Source organism: Bradyrhizobium sp. McL0615 (genome assembly GCF_049993905.1).
Lineage (GTDB): Bacteria > Pseudomonadota > Alphaproteobacteria > Rhizobiales > Xanthobacteraceae > Bradyrhizobium.
Window position 1 is genome coordinate 1,812,045 of record NZ_CP188254.1, and the last position, 15,248, is coordinate 1,827,292.

Here is a 15,248-nt window from a genome sequence, read left to right on the forward strand (position 1 = left end):
TCGCCGGCCAAAAGAGCCCGAAAAATCCTTCACGTGTGGGAAACTCAAAGCTCATGCGCGCTCCTCGTGCACAGTGTGGACCACCAGCGAGCCTGCGGCCAGCGGTCGAAGCAGTTCGTCCTCGGGTTTGTGAGGCGAGTCCACGCCGCCCAATCTTTGGGTTGGAGCACCACGACGGGGCGGGAAGCTGAAATTCATCGGCACGAGTTCGATTCCGTCACGGGCCGCGCGCATGACTGGTGCGGTCTCATTGATCCGCGCGTCATCCGATGGCGGAAGGTCGAGTTCGCTCTGCCGGGTCGGAATGCCGAGCGAGAGGCCCTGCATCATCCGGCAGTATTGAGCCCAGCGAATGTGCCGTTCGTAGTTGTTACAAATCCTAGCCGTGTAGCAACGAGCAGACCGACGGGAGGGGACCGGCGCTGATGAAATCTGACAGATGCCCGATTGCCCTTAGCCCGTCGCGGTTATGAATTACGACCAAAAGATATATGCCATATTTTAACCATAATTAATCTAATACTATTATGTTGGAACCGAGGATGAGAAATGCCGCTCAATCTTTCCAATAGCCAAGCACTCGGCCGCACCTACGCAGCCGCGCGTATGATGGCCGGTCTAGATCAGGGAGGGCTCGCGGCCCAAGCTGGCGTTTCTGCAGGCACGGTTTCCAACGTCGAGCGTGGGCGGGATTCCAGGCCCGAAACATTGAAAGCAATCCGTCTCGCCCTGAATCGGGAGGGGGTCTTGATTGGATTTAGCCGAAATAACGGCTTGGCGACGGTGTCGATCGCTTTTGCCGCCGATGATACAGATGAGGAGTGATGTCATGCGTACCTATTTTGGAGAGTTCAACCGCGTCGTCGGCGACAGCATCCGCAACGCAAAGAGAATTTTGCGATCCTGGGGTCTCGACGTCGAATCGATTCCGCACAGGACTGCGCTGCGAATCGAGCGGCCGGAGGATATGTCCTGGATCGATTTCAAGCGCGCGATCCGCGCTGTACTGCAGCCCCGTCGCGGATCGGTGATGATCTCTAGCGAGTCCACCGGGCGGACCTACGTCTGCAGCAATCGCGGCAACCAGCCCGGTACTTTCCAGCGTCAGTGAGGGGGCGATGCCGGCCTTTCACGAAACCGAGACATGCGAGGGCATCATCCAGAATTACGGTGACGGTGCACAGAACTTACTGAGTTGAGTGCACTCGGACGGTATTCCCCCGTCAAATCGCATCATGATCTCATAACACAGCTATTGAGCGGCCGTCACTTGCGCCGATTTCCTCAGAGCCGGTTTGGGGCTCGATTGCGGATCCGCGATCGGGTGGCGGTAGGTCGCGACGCGGCGCAGCCAGCCGACCTCGAAGACGCGGTTGGATGGAAGGTTGCGAACCCTCTGCTGCAGGACGAACTGCGCCGCATCGGCGAATTCGGCGCGCACGGCCTTCGGATCGCCGGTCACACCGTTCATCCTGAGCAGCACCTGCTTGAGACCCCAACCCTGCCGCCGCCCGGTCTCCCTGTTCATGGCGGCTTCGTTCGGGTTGGTGCCCTCGCCCTTGAAGTTGATGTAGTCGATCAGCGGATAAAAATCCTCGGAGGCGCGAATGACGCGCGTGAACTGGAGAACGATATGTTCGCGCTCTTTGCCGTCGGGCGTCGTCTTGAGGATCTTCTCCATCGCGCCTTGCGCCCGCGCCACCATGAATTGCGTCTGCTCCGCCACGGTGTCGAACAGAAACCGCCTCAACTCTCTCATCTGCGGTGAGTTGGCGTTCCTCCTGAACTCGGCCCGGCTCCTCCACGGGTTGGCCGGAATTTGGGTCTGGTTCAGCCAGGCGGGCAAACGCACGTTCTTCCTGCGCATGAATTCGAGCAGGGCCGGAAAGCTCTCTTCGTATGGCAGCCATTTGCCGACAGGAAACCAGATGAAATGACCAATGCCTAGGGAAGCGAATTCCTCGTTCGCACTCCATGACGTGATCGCTTCGCTTCTTCCGCCTGTTTCATTCAGCCAGATCGTCTGGCCGATTTTCTTCGCCAGATCGCCCGACAAGACGAGCTGCGGTACAGGCAAATCCTTGGCCTCGGGGCTCGATTTCTGTGTTTCGGGCATCTGAACCACAGCTGCCGGCTGTTTTTCGTTATCAGCGACTCGTATCGGGGCAGGCGCGGCACTTTCCGCCAATGCCGGTTGCGTCGCCATGCCAGCGACGATGACACACGAGAGCAGCCATGAGCCGCAAGCAAGCACCTTCGCGCCGTACTGTGCGGGTTTCGCTTGCTGTGCCGTTCTCCTGCCGCACCCCGCACGCCAGCGGCCAATGAAATCACCGCCCATGTCTTTTGTTTCCGAAGGCCAGCCTGACGGGAAGGGTCGTGCGGGCGAAAAACACGATGCATATGGCGAAATCGTGGGGTCATCGTGGCGGCCCGGTGCCGGCGCCTATGTGTTGCTTTGCGGTGGCGACAAGTCCAGTCAGGCGCCGCGATATTGCCAAGGCGAAGCGCATGGCGAAGGAACTTGAAGGAGAGCGGGCGATGAAGAAGGCCGAGGAAAACGTCACCGGAAACGTGAAGCAAGCGTAGCCCGGATGAGCGCAGCGACATCCGGGGGAATGGTCCATCCCCGCATATCGCTGTGCTCATGCGGGCTACTCGCTGTCATCATAATCTGGGGCGCCATCAGCCTCAGCGGCGCCGGGCTACAGCGACACCCAGAAGGAACGCGACCAGCAGGGAACCGAGCGGCGCTTCCCGCGCGATGTTGCTCAGGATGCTGAGCGGCATGCCCGGCTTTTTGCCTTTCTCGATCGCGTCGCCAACGCGATTGGCGGCGCCCCTGACGGCGTCGGAAACTTCTTCAATCGTGGACTTGGATTCTGGACTGGGATCCAGGCCTTCATACACAAGCGGCGGGGAGGGCAAATCGTCGGCCATGGGCGAATTTCCTGATCAACAGGGGCTAATCGAATAGGTCGCACTTCGTTCCTGTTTGCGAATTAAATCGCGGCGCTATCTCCCGGTGCGCGAAATCGGAACTGGCTTATCGGAAGGTTGAGTTTTCGGCTGTTCACGCGCAACGGCGCGGGCGCGAGGCAAATCTGCGAACTCAGATGAGTGGTAGTCCCGGCCTTCGGGCGTCGTGATGGTGATGTCATAGCAGCCGGCTCGCGACATCTCCCGGGCCTTCTTGAGGGCGGCTTCGGCGGTTTTCCTGCGGTGGACAAGATCACCGTGTTTGCACATCGCTTTTATCGAAAAGCTCATTTTTTCTTCTTTTTCTTGTCCTTCTTGATGATCTCGGCCTGGATTTTGAAAGCCTGCGCCAGCGTTCTCATCTGGTCGGCAACGTATGTGTCAGCCGTATTCACCGCCACCCGCTCCGCGGTGGCTGCCTGCTGCCGGATTGCCTTGACCATCTTCATGACGGTCAACTTCCCGGCCTTTCCATGGTTCCCACGGCAGCCCGATCAGGCGACTTTCCACTGAAACTCCAAGAGAGGACCGACGGAACTACGGTGACAATGCACAAAATTCTTGCCCGGGGTTCGAGCACTGTCACCGCAATTCCGATCCCTCGACGGACGCGGCTGCACCATTTCGCATGCAGCCGCATCGCTGGCCTCTCATCTCCTCGACGGAGGAATCACAAAATCCACGATGGTCTGTGACTGACGTAGGCCGAGCCGCTTTCGTGCGGCCGTCGTGACGACGGGAGTTTCACATTCCTTCGGCGTCGGTGGCCGATCCCATAGACTCTGGGCGTATTTGGTTCGAACGGCCCAAACGATTTCCTCGAGTTTGTTGTCCTTGATCAGGCCCGCGTCCACCAGCGATTTCCCCACCTCCGCCAATATCTGTGCTGACTGGTCGAAGGTGATGGCTTTCACCTCCGGCGGTGCCGGCAAATCACAGCGATGAACCAGAAAGATCCAGTCGTGGATGATGTACGCCGGTCCCAATGCCCAGGGAGACAGTCCCGGAATGCCCCAGAATATCTGCGGAACGGACCCGCCGTCGGTGTACATCATTTCAGGAACGATGTTGTCCCTGCCCTTGAAGAACGACGGCCGAAAACTGACAGGGTTCGATCCCTTGATATAAATGAACTCGTCTTGCCGGTCCCACAGGACGAGCACGCGCCCCTTCAAAATACCGTCGCCGTAAGTCGTGAATGAAGCACAGCCGGCCGCAAAAATGGCCGTGAGCAGGCTAAGCATCGAGAGATGCCTGCCGCGAATTGAAAATGACATAGGGTCCCCCTGGCGCGTCGCCCGCCAGCCCTGAAATCAAGTTACCGTAAGTTTTCTTAATGTACTTCTAAGACAGAGCAGGCGGGACGACGCGGGTTGGCTTGGCGACGGTGGCGAGCGAGGCTGCGGAATCCGCTCACTTCATCTCTTCCAACATCCTCCGCGCTTCACCCAACAACGCCTGAATCTGCCTTCGCTCGGCGATCGCATCCCTGGTGAACAGACCGTGCTTGCGCGCGTTCTGGTTTGCCCTCGGTGCGCCGGATCCCTGTGCGCCGCCGTGCATGCGGCAGCGCTTCCTGCCGTGCACCGCTGGCGAGCGGCACGCGCCGCCGGTACGGGTTTTGGCGCCACAACGTCGGCTCGCCAGCATCGGGTCGGTATTGCGGGCGTGATCGCTCATGCTTCCCGTTTGGCATCAGCGGAATCGCGCCTTCGCCGGGAGCCCGAGCCCTTCGGCGCTTTCCGCGCCGCGGATGCCGGGTTCTTGTCCGATACGATCACGCGCGCATGCTGCGTGACGTTGCCGACAATGGCCTTTCCGCCGTCGCCCACCGACACGTTCTGCACGGTGATGGCGGGCTCGCCATGGCTCCGGTAGCGGTTCAGCGCCTCGATCTGGGCAGGAAACGTGCGGGCGAGCCGGCCCAAGGCGCGCGCCGCGCTGTCGTGCTGGGCGAGATCGTCGGCATTCGCGAGGTGATGGGCACATCGCATCGCCATCACATGAACCGAAACCATCTGCACTACCAGCATGGCCTCGATGGAATCCCGGGGCTTGATGCTCTTCACCATCGAAATCATGAAAGAGAGGTTGACCTCGTCGGGGCTCTCGCCGTTCACGCTGGCCTTCACCAATTGTCTGATAATGCCATGCATCGCTTCGCGATCGGCGACCCCCAGTGTATCAGCCATGAGCTGTTCGCCGATTTCAGGATCTGGATGGTCGATGGAGAAGCCGTGCGACAGAAGCTTGATTCGCGGGGCGGCGGCAGTTTTGGTCTGATCGGTTGCAGCGATCGTGGTTGACGTCGTGAGGTCCGAGGCGGTGTTCATGTCGAGATTCCTTGGGGAGCGCGCGGGCCAAGCGCGCGGTTCGGCCACGCGCAGGCGATCGCTCGCTGCCGCGGTCCGGTGCAATTCCAATGGTGGGTGGGGTTGAGCCGCAATCGCACCGACGCGTCCGCTATTGCGGGGCGATGGGCGCATACAGGATTTCGGGATGGTGAAATAATGCCCCTGATTTGCCCGACGTGTCAAATCGCTTTGTCTGACGCCGGCGGCCGCCTGCTACTTTGCATGGGGTTGTTTTCGATATTTTTGGGTCGGTGTTTGCCTCGACACCCCTGCGATGATCAAATCGGGGCAGGACGGTTGATGCCCACAGGGCAAGCTAGGGAGGTTCGACATGGCGAAGATCACCGCGGTTGAGACGCTTCAGGTCGATCTCAAACCCAAGGTGAAGCGGACCGACGCCGTGCAGAGTTTCGAATCCCAGGAAACCCCGATCGTCAAGATCCGCGATGCGGACGGCGTCGAAGGCATCGGCTATTCCTACACGATCGGCACCGGCGGCTCTTCGGTCATGAAGCTGCTCGATGATCATCTGGTGCCGCTGCTGATCGGCCGCGACGCGGACGAGATCGAGCGGATCTGGCGCGACCTGTTCTATCGCGTCCACGCCACCACGGTCGGCGCGCTCACCTCGATTGCCCTGGCCGCGATCGACACCGCCCTGTGGGACCTCCGATCCAAGCGCGCGAAGCTGCCGCTGCATCAAGCGGCCGGCGGCGCCAAGGACCGCATCAAGCTCTATTACACCGAGGGCGGCTGGCTCCACATCGACGAGGGCGAACTGGTCGACGAAGCGCAGAAAGCCAGGGAACGCGGCTTCGGTGGCACCAAGATCAAGGTGGGCCGCCCGCATGTGGCGGAAGACGTTCGCCGCCTGCGCGCGGTGCGCAAGGCCGTCGGCGACGACTTCGACGTCATGACCGATGCGAACCAGGGTTTTATGGTCGACGAAGCCATCCGCCGCGCCCGCCATTATGAGGAATGCGATATCGCCTGGTTCGAGGAGCCGATCCATGCCGATGACGTCATGGCCCACAAGCGGCTGTGCGCGTCGACGCAGATTCCGATTGCCGTCGGCGAGTCCATGTACTCCCTGTCGCAATTCAAGGATTACCTTCAGAACGAGGCCTGCTCGATCGTCCAGGTCGATGTCGGCCGCATCGGCGGCATCACCCCCTGGCTGAAGGTCGCTCACATGGCGGAAGCCTTCAACATTCCGGTTTGCCCTCACTTCCTGATGGAGCTTCACCTGCCGCTTTGCTGTGCCGTGCCCAACAGCCGCTGGCTTGAATTCATTCCCCAGCTCGATCTCGTGACCAGAACAGGCATGAAAGTCGAGAATGGCTATGGCATTCCTTCGGAAGAACCGGGCCTCGGCATTGATTGGGACTGGAGCGCGCTCGACAAACTGGTGGTGCACCGTAAGGCGCACGGCTGAAGCACGGGTCCTTTGGGCGTCGACGGTTCTCTGCGGTCGTGTGGCGATGTTTCAAAACGGGGAGGCGATAGCCGTCGTGTTGCATGATGCGTCAGCATCGGCGGAGGTAGTCGCCGGTCCGAAAATCTGCCTCTATTGCAGTTGAGACGGCTCGGACGCAGCCGGCCTGCGTGCCTGCGGCGCTGCTGCCGGCGTTGCCTAAAGTTTTTGCGGTGGAGAGTGCGATATGAGCGGTTTGGTAATCAGTGGCGGCCGGGTGGTGGATCCGGCGAGCGGGATGGACGCGATCAGCGATGTGGCTGTCGTGGATGGGCAGATCGCCGCTGTCGGCACCGGGCTCGGCGGCGCCGAGCGAGTGATCGACGCGACTGGCCTCGTGGTAGCTCCCGGCTTCATCGACCTGCACGCCCACGGCCAGTCGCTCCCGGCCGACCGCATGCAGGCGTTCGACGGGGTGACGACGACGCTCGACCTCGAGGCCGGCGTATTGCCGGTTGCGTCCTGGTACAAGCGCCAGGCCGACAAGGGACGCGTGCTGAACTACGGCGCCGCCGCCAACTGGGCCTTTGCGCGCATCGGCGCGATGACCGGCTCCAACGCGGAAAGCTCGCTGGAGGCGTTCGGCAATGCCATGCGCGATCGCCGCTGGATCGACAACGTGGCCAGCGACACCGAGGTGGCCGGCATTCTCGACCGCTTGGCAAACGGACTGAACGAGGGCGGCATCGGCATCGGCATCCTCAACGCCTATGCCCCGGGCGCCGGCGTCCAGGAGCTGACCGCGGTGTGCCAGCTGGCGGCGGCGCATGATGTCGCGACCTTCACCCACGTCGCCTATATGTCGCGCATCGACCCGGAAAGCGCTGCGGAAGCCTATATCCGCCTGATCGGCTATGCCGGCGCCACCGGCGCGCACATGCACATCTGCCACTTCAACTCTTCCAGCAAGACGGATATCGAGCGTTGCACTGCGCTGATCCTCAAGGCGCAGGCGCAGGGCCTGCCGATCACGGTGGAGGCCTATCCCTATGGGACCGGTTCGACGGTGCTGGCAGCGGCCTTCTTCAGCGATCCGGAGTTCGAGGCGCGCAATGGCCTCGGCTACGATTCGGTGCAGCGCGTGACTGACGGACACCGCTTCCGCGACCGCAAGGAATTGCTGACGGCGCAGGCGGAGGAGCCATCCACGCTGGTGCTGTGGCATGTCCTGGATATCGAGAACAATCCGCACCACCGCGACCTCTTGGATATGGCGGTGCTGTATCCCGGCGGTGCGATCGCATCGGATGCGATGCCGTGGACGCTGTCGGACGGTCGCGCCTACACCGGCGACGCCTGGCCGCTGCCGGATGACGCCACCTCGCATCCGCGCTCGGCGGGCTGCTTCACCCGTTTCATCCGCGAATGGGTGCGTGAACGGCGAAAGCTGTCGCTGCTGGAAGGGGTTCGCAAATGCGCGCTGATCCCGGCCGAGATCCTTTCCCACAGCACACCCGCGATGCGCGCCAAGGGCAGGCTGCAGCCGGGCGCGGATGCCGATATCGTCGTGTTCGATTTCGAGACGCTGAGCGACCGCGCGACGTTCTCTGCGATGAACCGCCCGTCCGAGGGCGTGCGGCATCTGGTGGTCAGCGGTCAGCCGCTGATATCAGATGGCGTGCTGGATGTGGCGGCGCGGCCTGGCCGGCCGGTGCGCCGGCCCGTCACCGAGAGCTGATGGTGCCGGTCCCGATCCTGCTGGTGACCGGCTTCCTCGGGGCGGGCAAGACTACGGTCGTGAACCATTTGCTGGCGCATGCCGAGGGGCGACGAATCGCCGCCGTGGTCAATGATTTCGGCGCGATCAACATCGATGCGGAGCTGATCGCGGGCGCCAGCGATGGCGTGGTCAGCCTGAGCAATGGCTGCATCTGCTGCTCGCTGGAAGGCGATCTCTTGCGCACCCTCGCCACCCTGCTGCGGCGCGATCCGCGGCCGGAGTTCATCGTGATCGAAACCAGCGGGATCGCCGATCCCTCCGATATCGTGCGCAACCTGATGGATCCCGTGATCTGGCAGGAGGCGCCGCTGGAAACGGTGCTGTGCGTGGTGGACGCGACGACAAGCGCGGAGACCTTGAACGACGCGTTGCTGCGCGCTCAATTGCGGGCGGCCGATGTGGTGGCGCTGAGCAAGGTGGACCTGGTGGACGCGGCGGCCCGCGCAGCGCTGTGCGATGTTGTCCGGGCTCAGCGTCCGGCGGCGGTGGCGGTCGATGCCCTGCATGGCGAAGTCCCCGCAGCGTTGCTGTTCCCCGCGGACGTGGACCGCGTGCCGACGCCGCGCGAGGTGAAGCCGCGACGGCCGGCGGCTGACCGGTTCGAGACGCTGAGCTGGACGTCGGAACGGCCGGTGTCGCTGCAAAGGCTGCAGCAGGCGATCAGCCGGCTGGCGCCAAAACTCGCGCGGGCAAAGGGGTTGTTCGAAACGGTGGAGCAGCCCGGGCGGTTGACGGTGTTTCAACTCGCCGGCGGGCGCGCGACGTTGGCGCCGGGCGGGGCGCTCGCGGCCGGGGTGCCGCGGGCACGGATCGTCTTCATTGCCGAGATCGGGGTGCTCTCGAGCGCCGAGATCAATGGCATCATGCAAGCGTGCATCGAGGCCGGGTGAGGTGAGGGGGCCGTCGCTTCCCCCTTGCGAAACTGTCGCGTCCGGCAATCGAATGCCGGACGCTGCTGGAACGCAACAACGATCGTCTTACTTCTTGTAAGCGGCGATCACGGCTTCCCCGTCGGGGCCAGCCTTCTTGAGCCAGTCGGCCGTCAACTGTTCGCCGACTTTCTCCAGGCCCGTCTTCAGCGCAGCCGGCGGCGGCAGCACCTTCATCTTGTTGGCCTGAAGCTGTTCGAGATACCACTTGGCCTTTTCTTCCGCGAGCTTCCAGCCGCGCTCTTCGGCGACCGCCGCCGCCTTGAGGATCGCTTCCTGGGTCGGCTTGTCGAGCGCGTCAAACGCCACCTTGTTCACGAAGGTCACGTTCTTCGGAATCCAGGCCTGCGTATCGTAGAAGTGCGTCATGCTTTCCCAGGCCTTGCTGTCGTAGCCGGTCGAACCCGAGGTCATGAATGCGTTGACGACGCCGGTCGCCAGCGCCTGCGGCAGTTCCGCCGCCTGGATGGTGACGGGCTGGGCGCCGACAAGCTCGGCGATGCGCGAGGTACCGACATTGTAAGCGCGCCACTTCAGGCCTTTCATGTCGTCCAGGCTGTTGATGTCTTTCTTGGCATAAATGCCCTGCGGCCCCCACGGCACGGCGAAGAGAAGCATCAAGCCCTGCGATGCAAGCTTCTTTTCGACGGTTGGTTTCGACGCGAGCCACAGCTTCTTGGATGCCGGATAGCTCGTCGCCAGGAACGGTACGACATCGATGCCGAACATCGGATCTTCGTTCTCATGCAGCGAGATCAGAACCTCGCCGGCCTGCGCCTGTCCGGTGGCGACCGCGCGCTTGATTTCCGGCGCCTTGAACAGCGAGGCGGCGGCATGCACGGTGATCTGCAGCTTGCCGCCGGTGGCGTCGCCGACATCCTTGGCGAACGCGGTCAGATTTACTGAATGCGGATTATCAGCGGGATAAGCGGCAGGCAAATTCCATTTGGTCTGCGCCGCTGCGGGCGAAGCGAGCGCCGCAACGCAGGCAGCCACTGCAAACGTATTTTGTAGCCTGAACATCAAAAATACCTTTCTCTAGCCGGGAAACGCCATCTGCGGCAGCACCATCACGATAGCAGGAAAGACCGTGATGATGGCAACCGCCAGAACGAGCAAAAAGAAGAACGGCAGGGCCGCCTTGGCGACCGTGTTGGAATCCTTGCCGCTCATGGTCTGCAGCACGAACAGATTGAAGCCGACGGGCGGCGAGACTTCCGCCATTTCCACCACCAGCACCAGGAAAATGCCGAACCAGACCAGATCGAAGCCGGCCTGCTTCACCATCGGAATCACGATGGCAGTGGTCAGCACGATCATCGAAATGCCGTCGAGCGCCGTGCCGAGCACGATGTACATGACGGTCAACGCCGCGATCAGTGCATAGGGACTGAGTTGGAGGCTGTTCACCCAGCTCGCAAGCGCCAACGGGATGCCGGTATAGGCCATCGACGTGCCCATGTAGGAGGCGCCCGCCAGGATCAAGAGGATCATGCAATTGACTCTGGTTGCGCCCATGACGCTCGCCCAGAACGATTCCCAGCTCAGCGCGCCCTGCCACCATGCGATCGCGAGCGAGCCCAGCACGCCCCAGGCCGCGCATTCCGTCGCCGTCGCCCAGCCCATCAGCAGCGACAGAAAGACGAAAACGATCAGCAGCAGGCAAGGAACGAGATTGAGCGATTCTGAAATGCGCGTGCGAAGGCTCATCGGCGGTTCGGCCGGCGGCGTGCGTTTTGGATTGGCGAGCGACCAGATCGCGATGTACCCGGAATAGAGCACCATCACCAACAGGCCCGGCAAAAATCCGGCGAGGAAAACCTGAATGATGGAGACATTGGCCTGCACCGCATAGACCACCATCGTGATCGACGGTGGGATGAGAATGCCGAGCGTGCCGGCGCCGGCCAGCGAGCCCAGACTTAAGTCTTCGTCGTAGCCGCGCTTCTTCAATTCGGGCAGGGCGATCTTGGCAACCGTGGCGCAGGTGGCGGCCGATGATCCCGACACCGAACCGAATACACCGCAGGCGAGCACGTTCACGTGCATGAGCCGGCCCGGCAGCCAGTTCAGCCAGGGCGCAAATCCACGAAACATTTCCTCCGACAGGCGCGTGCGGAACAGGATTTCACCCATCCAGATGAAGAGCGGCAAAGCCGCCAGCGACCACGACGCGCTGTTGCCCCATACCGTCGTCGCCAGCACGCTTCCCGCCGGGATGCCGCCACCGGCGAATTGCATGCCGGCCCATCCCGTCGCCATCAAGGCGACGGCGATCCAGACGCCGGCCCCGAGCAGCAGCGCAAGAAATCCGAGCAGGACGGCGGCGATGGAGAGAAGCTCCATGTCAAACCCCGCTCTGCATGGCGCGTTCGACGACTTCCTCGGCGCTCCGCGGCTTCGGCAATTCGTAACGCGGCGCGAAGCCGCGCAGGACATGGACCAGCTCATCGACAAGCGCGATGAACAGAATCACCAGGCCGCCGCTGTAGCCGAGCTGCGGAATCCACAGCGGCACCGCGATGACGCCTTGCGAAATGTCGGAGAATTTAAGCGATTGCCAGGTCATGACCGAGGCATGCCACGCGAAGAAGCCGATGAAGCCAACGCCCACGAGAAGCGCTGCGATCTCGACATAATGTCGCACATGGTCGTTGAGACGGTCGATCAAGAGGCCGACGCGAATCATCTCGCCATGTTTGAACGTATGCGCGAGCCCGAGAAAGGCGGTTGCCGCCATGCACCAGGAGATGAAATCGTCGCCCGCCGGAATATTGATGCCGAGCGGCCGGCCGCCGGACAGCAACATCATCAGCACGAAAATCGCAATGAGGAAAAGCCCGGCGAGATAGCCGGAAAAAAGGTAGAGCCGATCAAGAAACACGCGGATCATACCGTATCCTTCCCCCTCGCACGCCTATTGCTGCGCAAGCAATAGTGGTGCCACTTCCGATGGCCGTCCGCTTCCGGAAAGAGTCCATCGACCCTCACCGTGGGCGAAAGCGGATCACTGAAATCAGTCCCCAGAAGGAGGCAGGGTTTCGGAATTGCTCCGGACCGTCAAGAGGCCGTTCACAGCCTGTATCCCGCACAACGCTATACAAAGACGGAGCCAAACATGCTGGGCTGCAGCCTCTACTGCTGCAAGGACGAGACGCTCGCGGCGATATTGTCGGCCAGAGCTTTGACAAGCGGAACGTAGCGCTGGACGACGTCCGCGCGGTCGAGCGCCGAGGTGAAATAGGTCATGCCGACGGTGGCGAGCACGCGCTGGTTGACGATGATGGGAACTGCGATCGTGCCGGACGAGCGCGGCTCGACCATCGGGTCGCGTTCGGCGAAGCCTTGCTTGCGGATCGTGGCCAGCAACGCCAACGCCCGCTTGCGCTCGGTCGCGAGTTTGTCTTCGCCCTCCTGCGACCGTGTCAGCATGTCGAGCAGCATCGACCGCTCGCTCATCGGGCAGAAGGCCAGGTAGGCGCGCCCCAGCGCCCGCCCGAGCAGGCTGAGGTGCGTGTTGAGGGTGGCGTGAAAGGGCGAGACCGGGCTGTCGGGAATGGTGCTGAAGCGGATGACGACGGAACTCCGGTCGAGCACGGCGATGGCGATCGGCCAGTAATATTGTCGCGTGAAGGCAAGCGCCCATGGGCGCGCGGCCTCCACCACCAGCGGATCGCCGTGAAAGCCGTTGCTCAGCGATTTGACCCGCGAGGCGACCGCGTAGCCGCCCTGCCGCCGGTCGTTGGCGGCATAGCCCATCGCGCAGAGCGACTTCATCAGCCGCACCACCGTCGATTTCGGCAAGCCCGTCGCCTTGTGCAGGCGGTCGATCGAGGTGACGCGGTGGCGGTTGAGCTCCTCCAGCAGCAGGAGGGTGCGGGAGGCGGCTTCGACGGTGTCGGATTTGAGCGGCATCTGAATTCCACCTGGTGGAACGTAGCGGAATAGCTATGGCCCACCGACGCCCACCCTGCAATGGTTTTCGCCAAGCCACGTCGGAGTCCGTCTTTTGAGGACGGCCCTGAGCAGATGGCGGGGAGGAACAGCCGTGTCCGGAGACGCCGTCAGGCCGCATTTTTCGTCATTCCGCCGCCGCTTCTCGGCGCGGCAAGCCGTCGTCGGCACGTTCATCAAGACGCCCACCACGCACGCGACCGAGATATTCGGTGCGCTCGGCTATGATTTCGTCGTGATCGACGAGGAGCACGCGCCGATCGATCGCGCGATGACCGATGTCATGCTGCTGGCCGCGCGCGCCAGCAACCTCGCCGGGATCGTGCGGGTTTCATCGGACGATCCGGCCAAGATGCTGTCTTGCCTCGACTGCGGCGCAACCGGTGTGCTGGTGCCCCATGTGGCGACCGTCGAGAAGGCGCGCGCGGTTGCGGCGGCGGCGCGATATCGCGGCGGACGGCGCGGCTATTCCGGCTCGGCCCGCGCTGGCGCTTATGGCGGCACGCCGATGTGGACCCTTGTCGATGAACAGGATGCGTCGGTCTGCGCGATTGCGATGATCGAGGATCCTGAGGCGCTCGATCAGATCGACGCCATCGCCGCCGTCGACGGAATCCATGGGTTCTTCATCGGCCGTGGCGATCTCACCGTCGCCCTTGGCGCCAAATCGTCGGCGGACGCGTCCGTAAAGGATGCGGTTATCAGGATCATTGCGGCGGCGAAGAAAGTCGCCAAGCCGGTCTGCGTGATGGTGGCGAGCGCGGCGGAAGCCAAGGATTTCGCCGGCCTCGGCGCCAGCGCCTTCATCATCTCGTCGGACCAGGGCCAGATGCGCCGGGCCGCGGCGCAAACCCTCACTGATTTCAAAACCCTCGTGCAGACCACGGATGGCTCACATGTATCACAGCACTGATCCCCGCGCCGCGCTCGCCGCCACTCCGGTCGGCGCCAAACCCGCCGCCACCCATTTCGCAGGTGCCGAATATGCGAAATTCTACGAAACAGCGCCGGCCGAAAACCGGAACGGCGCGCGCACCTGGTATGCCCGCGGCCAGAACTTCATCATCGCCTATAGTGACGCCGATGAAGGCGCTGTGCTGAGCCGGTCCAACCAGCCCGACGAATATGTCGTTCTGCTTCCCGATCCGGGGGCGGGCGCCGAAATCGTGTGGGGCAACGAGCGCAAGGTCGTCACCGGGCACTCCATCAGTTTCGTACCGGCGGGCGCAAGCTCCGTCACGCTAAGGGGCGCCGCCAAGGTGGTGCGCATGATGACGACGCGGTCGAAAGATCTCGCCAAGCTGTGCTCCAACGCCGCGTCTTACGCGACGCCGCATCCCAATTTGCCGCCGTTCGAACCGTGGCCGGAGGCAAGTGGCGGGGCGAAGATACGCACCTACAGTCTCGACGTTGCGGCGACGCCCGGACGGTTCGGGCGGATCTTCCGCTGCTCGACCTTCATGGTGAATTTCCTCGAGCCGAAAAACGGCCCGCGCGATCCAGGCAAGATGTCGCCGCACCACCATGATGATTTCGAGCAATGCTCGCTGGCGCTGGCCGGCACCTTCATCCATCACCTGCGCTGGCCGTGGACGACCGATATGGCGCAGTGGCGCAGCGACGATCACGAGAGCTGCGGATCGCCTTCCATCGCCGTGATCCCGCCGCCCTCTATTCACACCTCGCAGGCCATGGATCCCAAGCTCAACGTTCTCGTCGACATCTTCTGCCCGCCGCGCATGGATTTTTCGGCCAAGCCGGGCTGGGTGCTGAATGAAGACGATTATCCGATGCCCGCGTAATCCCTGCGGATAACTCCGCCGCCTGACACGTAATCG

19 protein-coding genes are annotated in these 15,248 nt (G+C 62.4%); 7 read left to right on the plus strand and 12 right to left on the minus strand.

The window, feature by feature from the left end:
• Positions 1-51 precede the first annotated feature (51 nt).
• Positions 52-330, minus strand: coding sequence for a hypothetical protein (locus ACPPVP_RS08645; RefSeq protein WP_426533135.1), 279 nt, complete (start codon positions 328-330; stop codon positions 52-54).
• Positions 331-549: 219 nt separating this feature from the next.
• Between ACPPVP_RS08645 and ACPPVP_RS08650 the strand changes: the two genes are divergently transcribed.
• Complete coding sequence (locus ACPPVP_RS08650) at positions 550-825, plus strand: helix-turn-helix domain-containing protein (RefSeq protein WP_426533137.1); 276 nt, start codon at positions 550-552, stop codon at positions 823-825.
• 4 nt (positions 826-829) lie between these two features.
• Positions 830-1,111 (plus strand): hypothetical protein, encoded by a 282-nt coding sequence (locus ACPPVP_RS08655; protein WP_426533139.1) that lies wholly within the window; start codon positions 830-832, stop codon positions 1,109-1,111.
• 141 nt (positions 1,112-1,252) lie between these two features.
• On the opposite strand, the gene ACPPVP_RS08660 is transcribed toward ACPPVP_RS08655, so the two are convergent.
• The 7 genes from ACPPVP_RS08660 to ACPPVP_RS08690 all read right to left on the minus strand — a co-directional run bounded on the left by ACPPVP_RS08660 (position 1,253) and on the right by ACPPVP_RS08690 (position 5,312).
• The gene (locus ACPPVP_RS08660; protein WP_426533141.1) at positions 1,253-2,341 is read right to left on the minus strand and encodes a hypothetical protein; all 1,089 of its coding nucleotides are present in this window, start codon (positions 2,339-2,341) and stop codon (positions 1,253-1,255) included.
• A 350-nt stretch (positions 2,342-2,691) separates the two neighbouring features.
• Positions 2,692-2,940, minus strand: a complete 249-nt coding sequence (locus ACPPVP_RS08665) for a hypothetical protein (RefSeq protein WP_426533143.1) — start codon at positions 2,938-2,940, stop codon at positions 2,692-2,694.
• A gap of 75 nt (positions 2,941-3,015) precedes the next feature.
• A complete protein-coding gene (locus tag ACPPVP_RS08670) occupies positions 3,016-3,270 on the minus strand; it encodes a hypothetical protein (protein ID WP_426533145.1) in 255 nt (84 codons plus the stop codon).
• Positions 3,267-3,428 (minus strand): hypothetical protein, encoded by a 162-nt coding sequence (locus tag ACPPVP_RS08675; RefSeq protein ID WP_426533147.1) that lies wholly within the window; start codon positions 3,426-3,428, stop codon positions 3,267-3,269. Before ACPPVP_RS08675 ends, ACPPVP_RS08670 begins: the two co-directional genes overlap by 4 nt.
• A 201-nt stretch (positions 3,429-3,629) precedes the next feature.
• A complete protein-coding gene (locus ACPPVP_RS08680) occupies positions 3,630-4,223 on the minus strand; it encodes a hypothetical protein (RefSeq protein WP_426533149.1) in 594 nt (197 codons plus the stop codon).
• Positions 4,224-4,392: 169 nt separating this feature from the next.
• On the minus strand, positions 4,393-4,659 hold the full coding sequence (locus ACPPVP_RS08685) for an HGGxSTG domain-containing protein (RefSeq protein ID WP_426533151.1): 267 nt from the start codon (positions 4,657-4,659) through the stop codon (positions 4,393-4,395).
• Positions 4,656-5,312 (minus strand): hypothetical protein, encoded by a 657-nt coding sequence (locus tag ACPPVP_RS08690; RefSeq protein WP_426533153.1) that lies wholly within the window; start codon positions 5,310-5,312, stop codon positions 4,656-4,658. The genes ACPPVP_RS08685 and ACPPVP_RS08690 overlap by 4 nt, the downstream gene beginning before the upstream one ends.
• 352 nt (positions 5,313-5,664) lie before the next feature.
• Between ACPPVP_RS08690 and ACPPVP_RS08695 the strand changes: the two genes are divergently transcribed.
• The 3 genes from ACPPVP_RS08695 to ACPPVP_RS08705 all read left to right on the plus strand — a co-directional run bounded on the left by ACPPVP_RS08695 (position 5,665) and on the right by ACPPVP_RS08705 (position 9,417).
• Positions 5,665-6,768, plus strand: a complete 1,104-nt coding sequence (locus tag ACPPVP_RS08695; protein ID WP_426533155.1) for a mandelate racemase/muconate lactonizing enzyme family protein — start codon at positions 5,665-5,667, stop codon at positions 6,766-6,768.
• 226 nt (positions 6,769-6,994) lie between these two features.
• Positions 6,995-8,485 carry an amidohydrolase family protein gene (locus ACPPVP_RS08700; RefSeq protein WP_426533157.1) on the plus strand — a complete coding sequence of 497 codons (1,491 nt, stop codon included), beginning with the start codon at positions 6,995-6,997 and terminating at the stop codon, positions 8,483-8,485.
• Between the two features lie 2 nt (positions 8,486-8,487).
• Positions 8,488-9,417, plus strand: coding sequence for a CobW family GTP-binding protein (locus ACPPVP_RS08705; protein WP_426533159.1), 930 nt, complete (start codon positions 8,488-8,490; stop codon positions 9,415-9,417).
• Between the two features lie 87 nt (positions 9,418-9,504).
• Here ACPPVP_RS08705 and ACPPVP_RS08710 read toward each other — a convergent pair whose 3' ends face one another.
• The 4 genes from ACPPVP_RS08710 to ACPPVP_RS08725 all read right to left on the minus strand — a co-directional run bounded on the left by ACPPVP_RS08710 (position 9,505) and on the right by ACPPVP_RS08725 (position 13,371).
• Complete coding sequence (locus ACPPVP_RS08710; RefSeq protein WP_426533161.1) at positions 9,505-10,479, minus strand: TRAP transporter substrate-binding protein; 975 nt, start codon at positions 10,477-10,479, stop codon at positions 9,505-9,507.
• A gap of 15 nt (positions 10,480-10,494) precedes the next feature.
• A complete protein-coding gene (locus tag ACPPVP_RS08715) occupies positions 10,495-11,802 on the minus strand; it encodes a TRAP transporter large permease (protein ID WP_426533163.1) in 1,308 nt (435 codons plus the stop codon).
• A gap of 1 nt (position 11,803) precedes the next feature.
• Entirely contained in the window at positions 11,804-12,349 is a 546-nt protein-coding gene (locus ACPPVP_RS08720; RefSeq protein ID WP_426533165.1) for a TRAP transporter small permease, read from the minus strand.
• Positions 12,350-12,591: 242 nt separating this feature from the next.
• Positions 12,592-13,371 (minus strand): DNA-binding transcriptional regulator, encoded by a 780-nt coding sequence (locus ACPPVP_RS08725; RefSeq protein WP_426533167.1) that lies wholly within the window; start codon positions 13,369-13,371, stop codon positions 12,592-12,594.
• A gap of 133 nt (positions 13,372-13,504) precedes the next feature.
• Here ACPPVP_RS08725 and ACPPVP_RS08730 point away from each other — a divergent pair, with 133 nt between their 5' ends.
• Together ACPPVP_RS08730 and ACPPVP_RS08735 are read left to right on the plus strand one after the other, a co-directional pair.
• The gene (locus ACPPVP_RS08730) at positions 13,505-14,323 is read left to right on the plus strand and encodes an HpcH/HpaI aldolase family protein (RefSeq protein WP_426533169.1); all 819 of its coding nucleotides are present in this window, start codon (positions 13,505-13,507) and stop codon (positions 14,321-14,323) included.
• Positions 14,307-15,212, plus strand: coding sequence for a hypothetical protein (locus ACPPVP_RS08735; RefSeq protein ID WP_426533171.1), 906 nt, complete (start codon positions 14,307-14,309; stop codon positions 15,210-15,212). The genes ACPPVP_RS08730 and ACPPVP_RS08735 overlap by 17 nt, the downstream gene beginning before the upstream one ends.
• Positions 15,213-15,248: the final 36 nt, after the last annotated feature.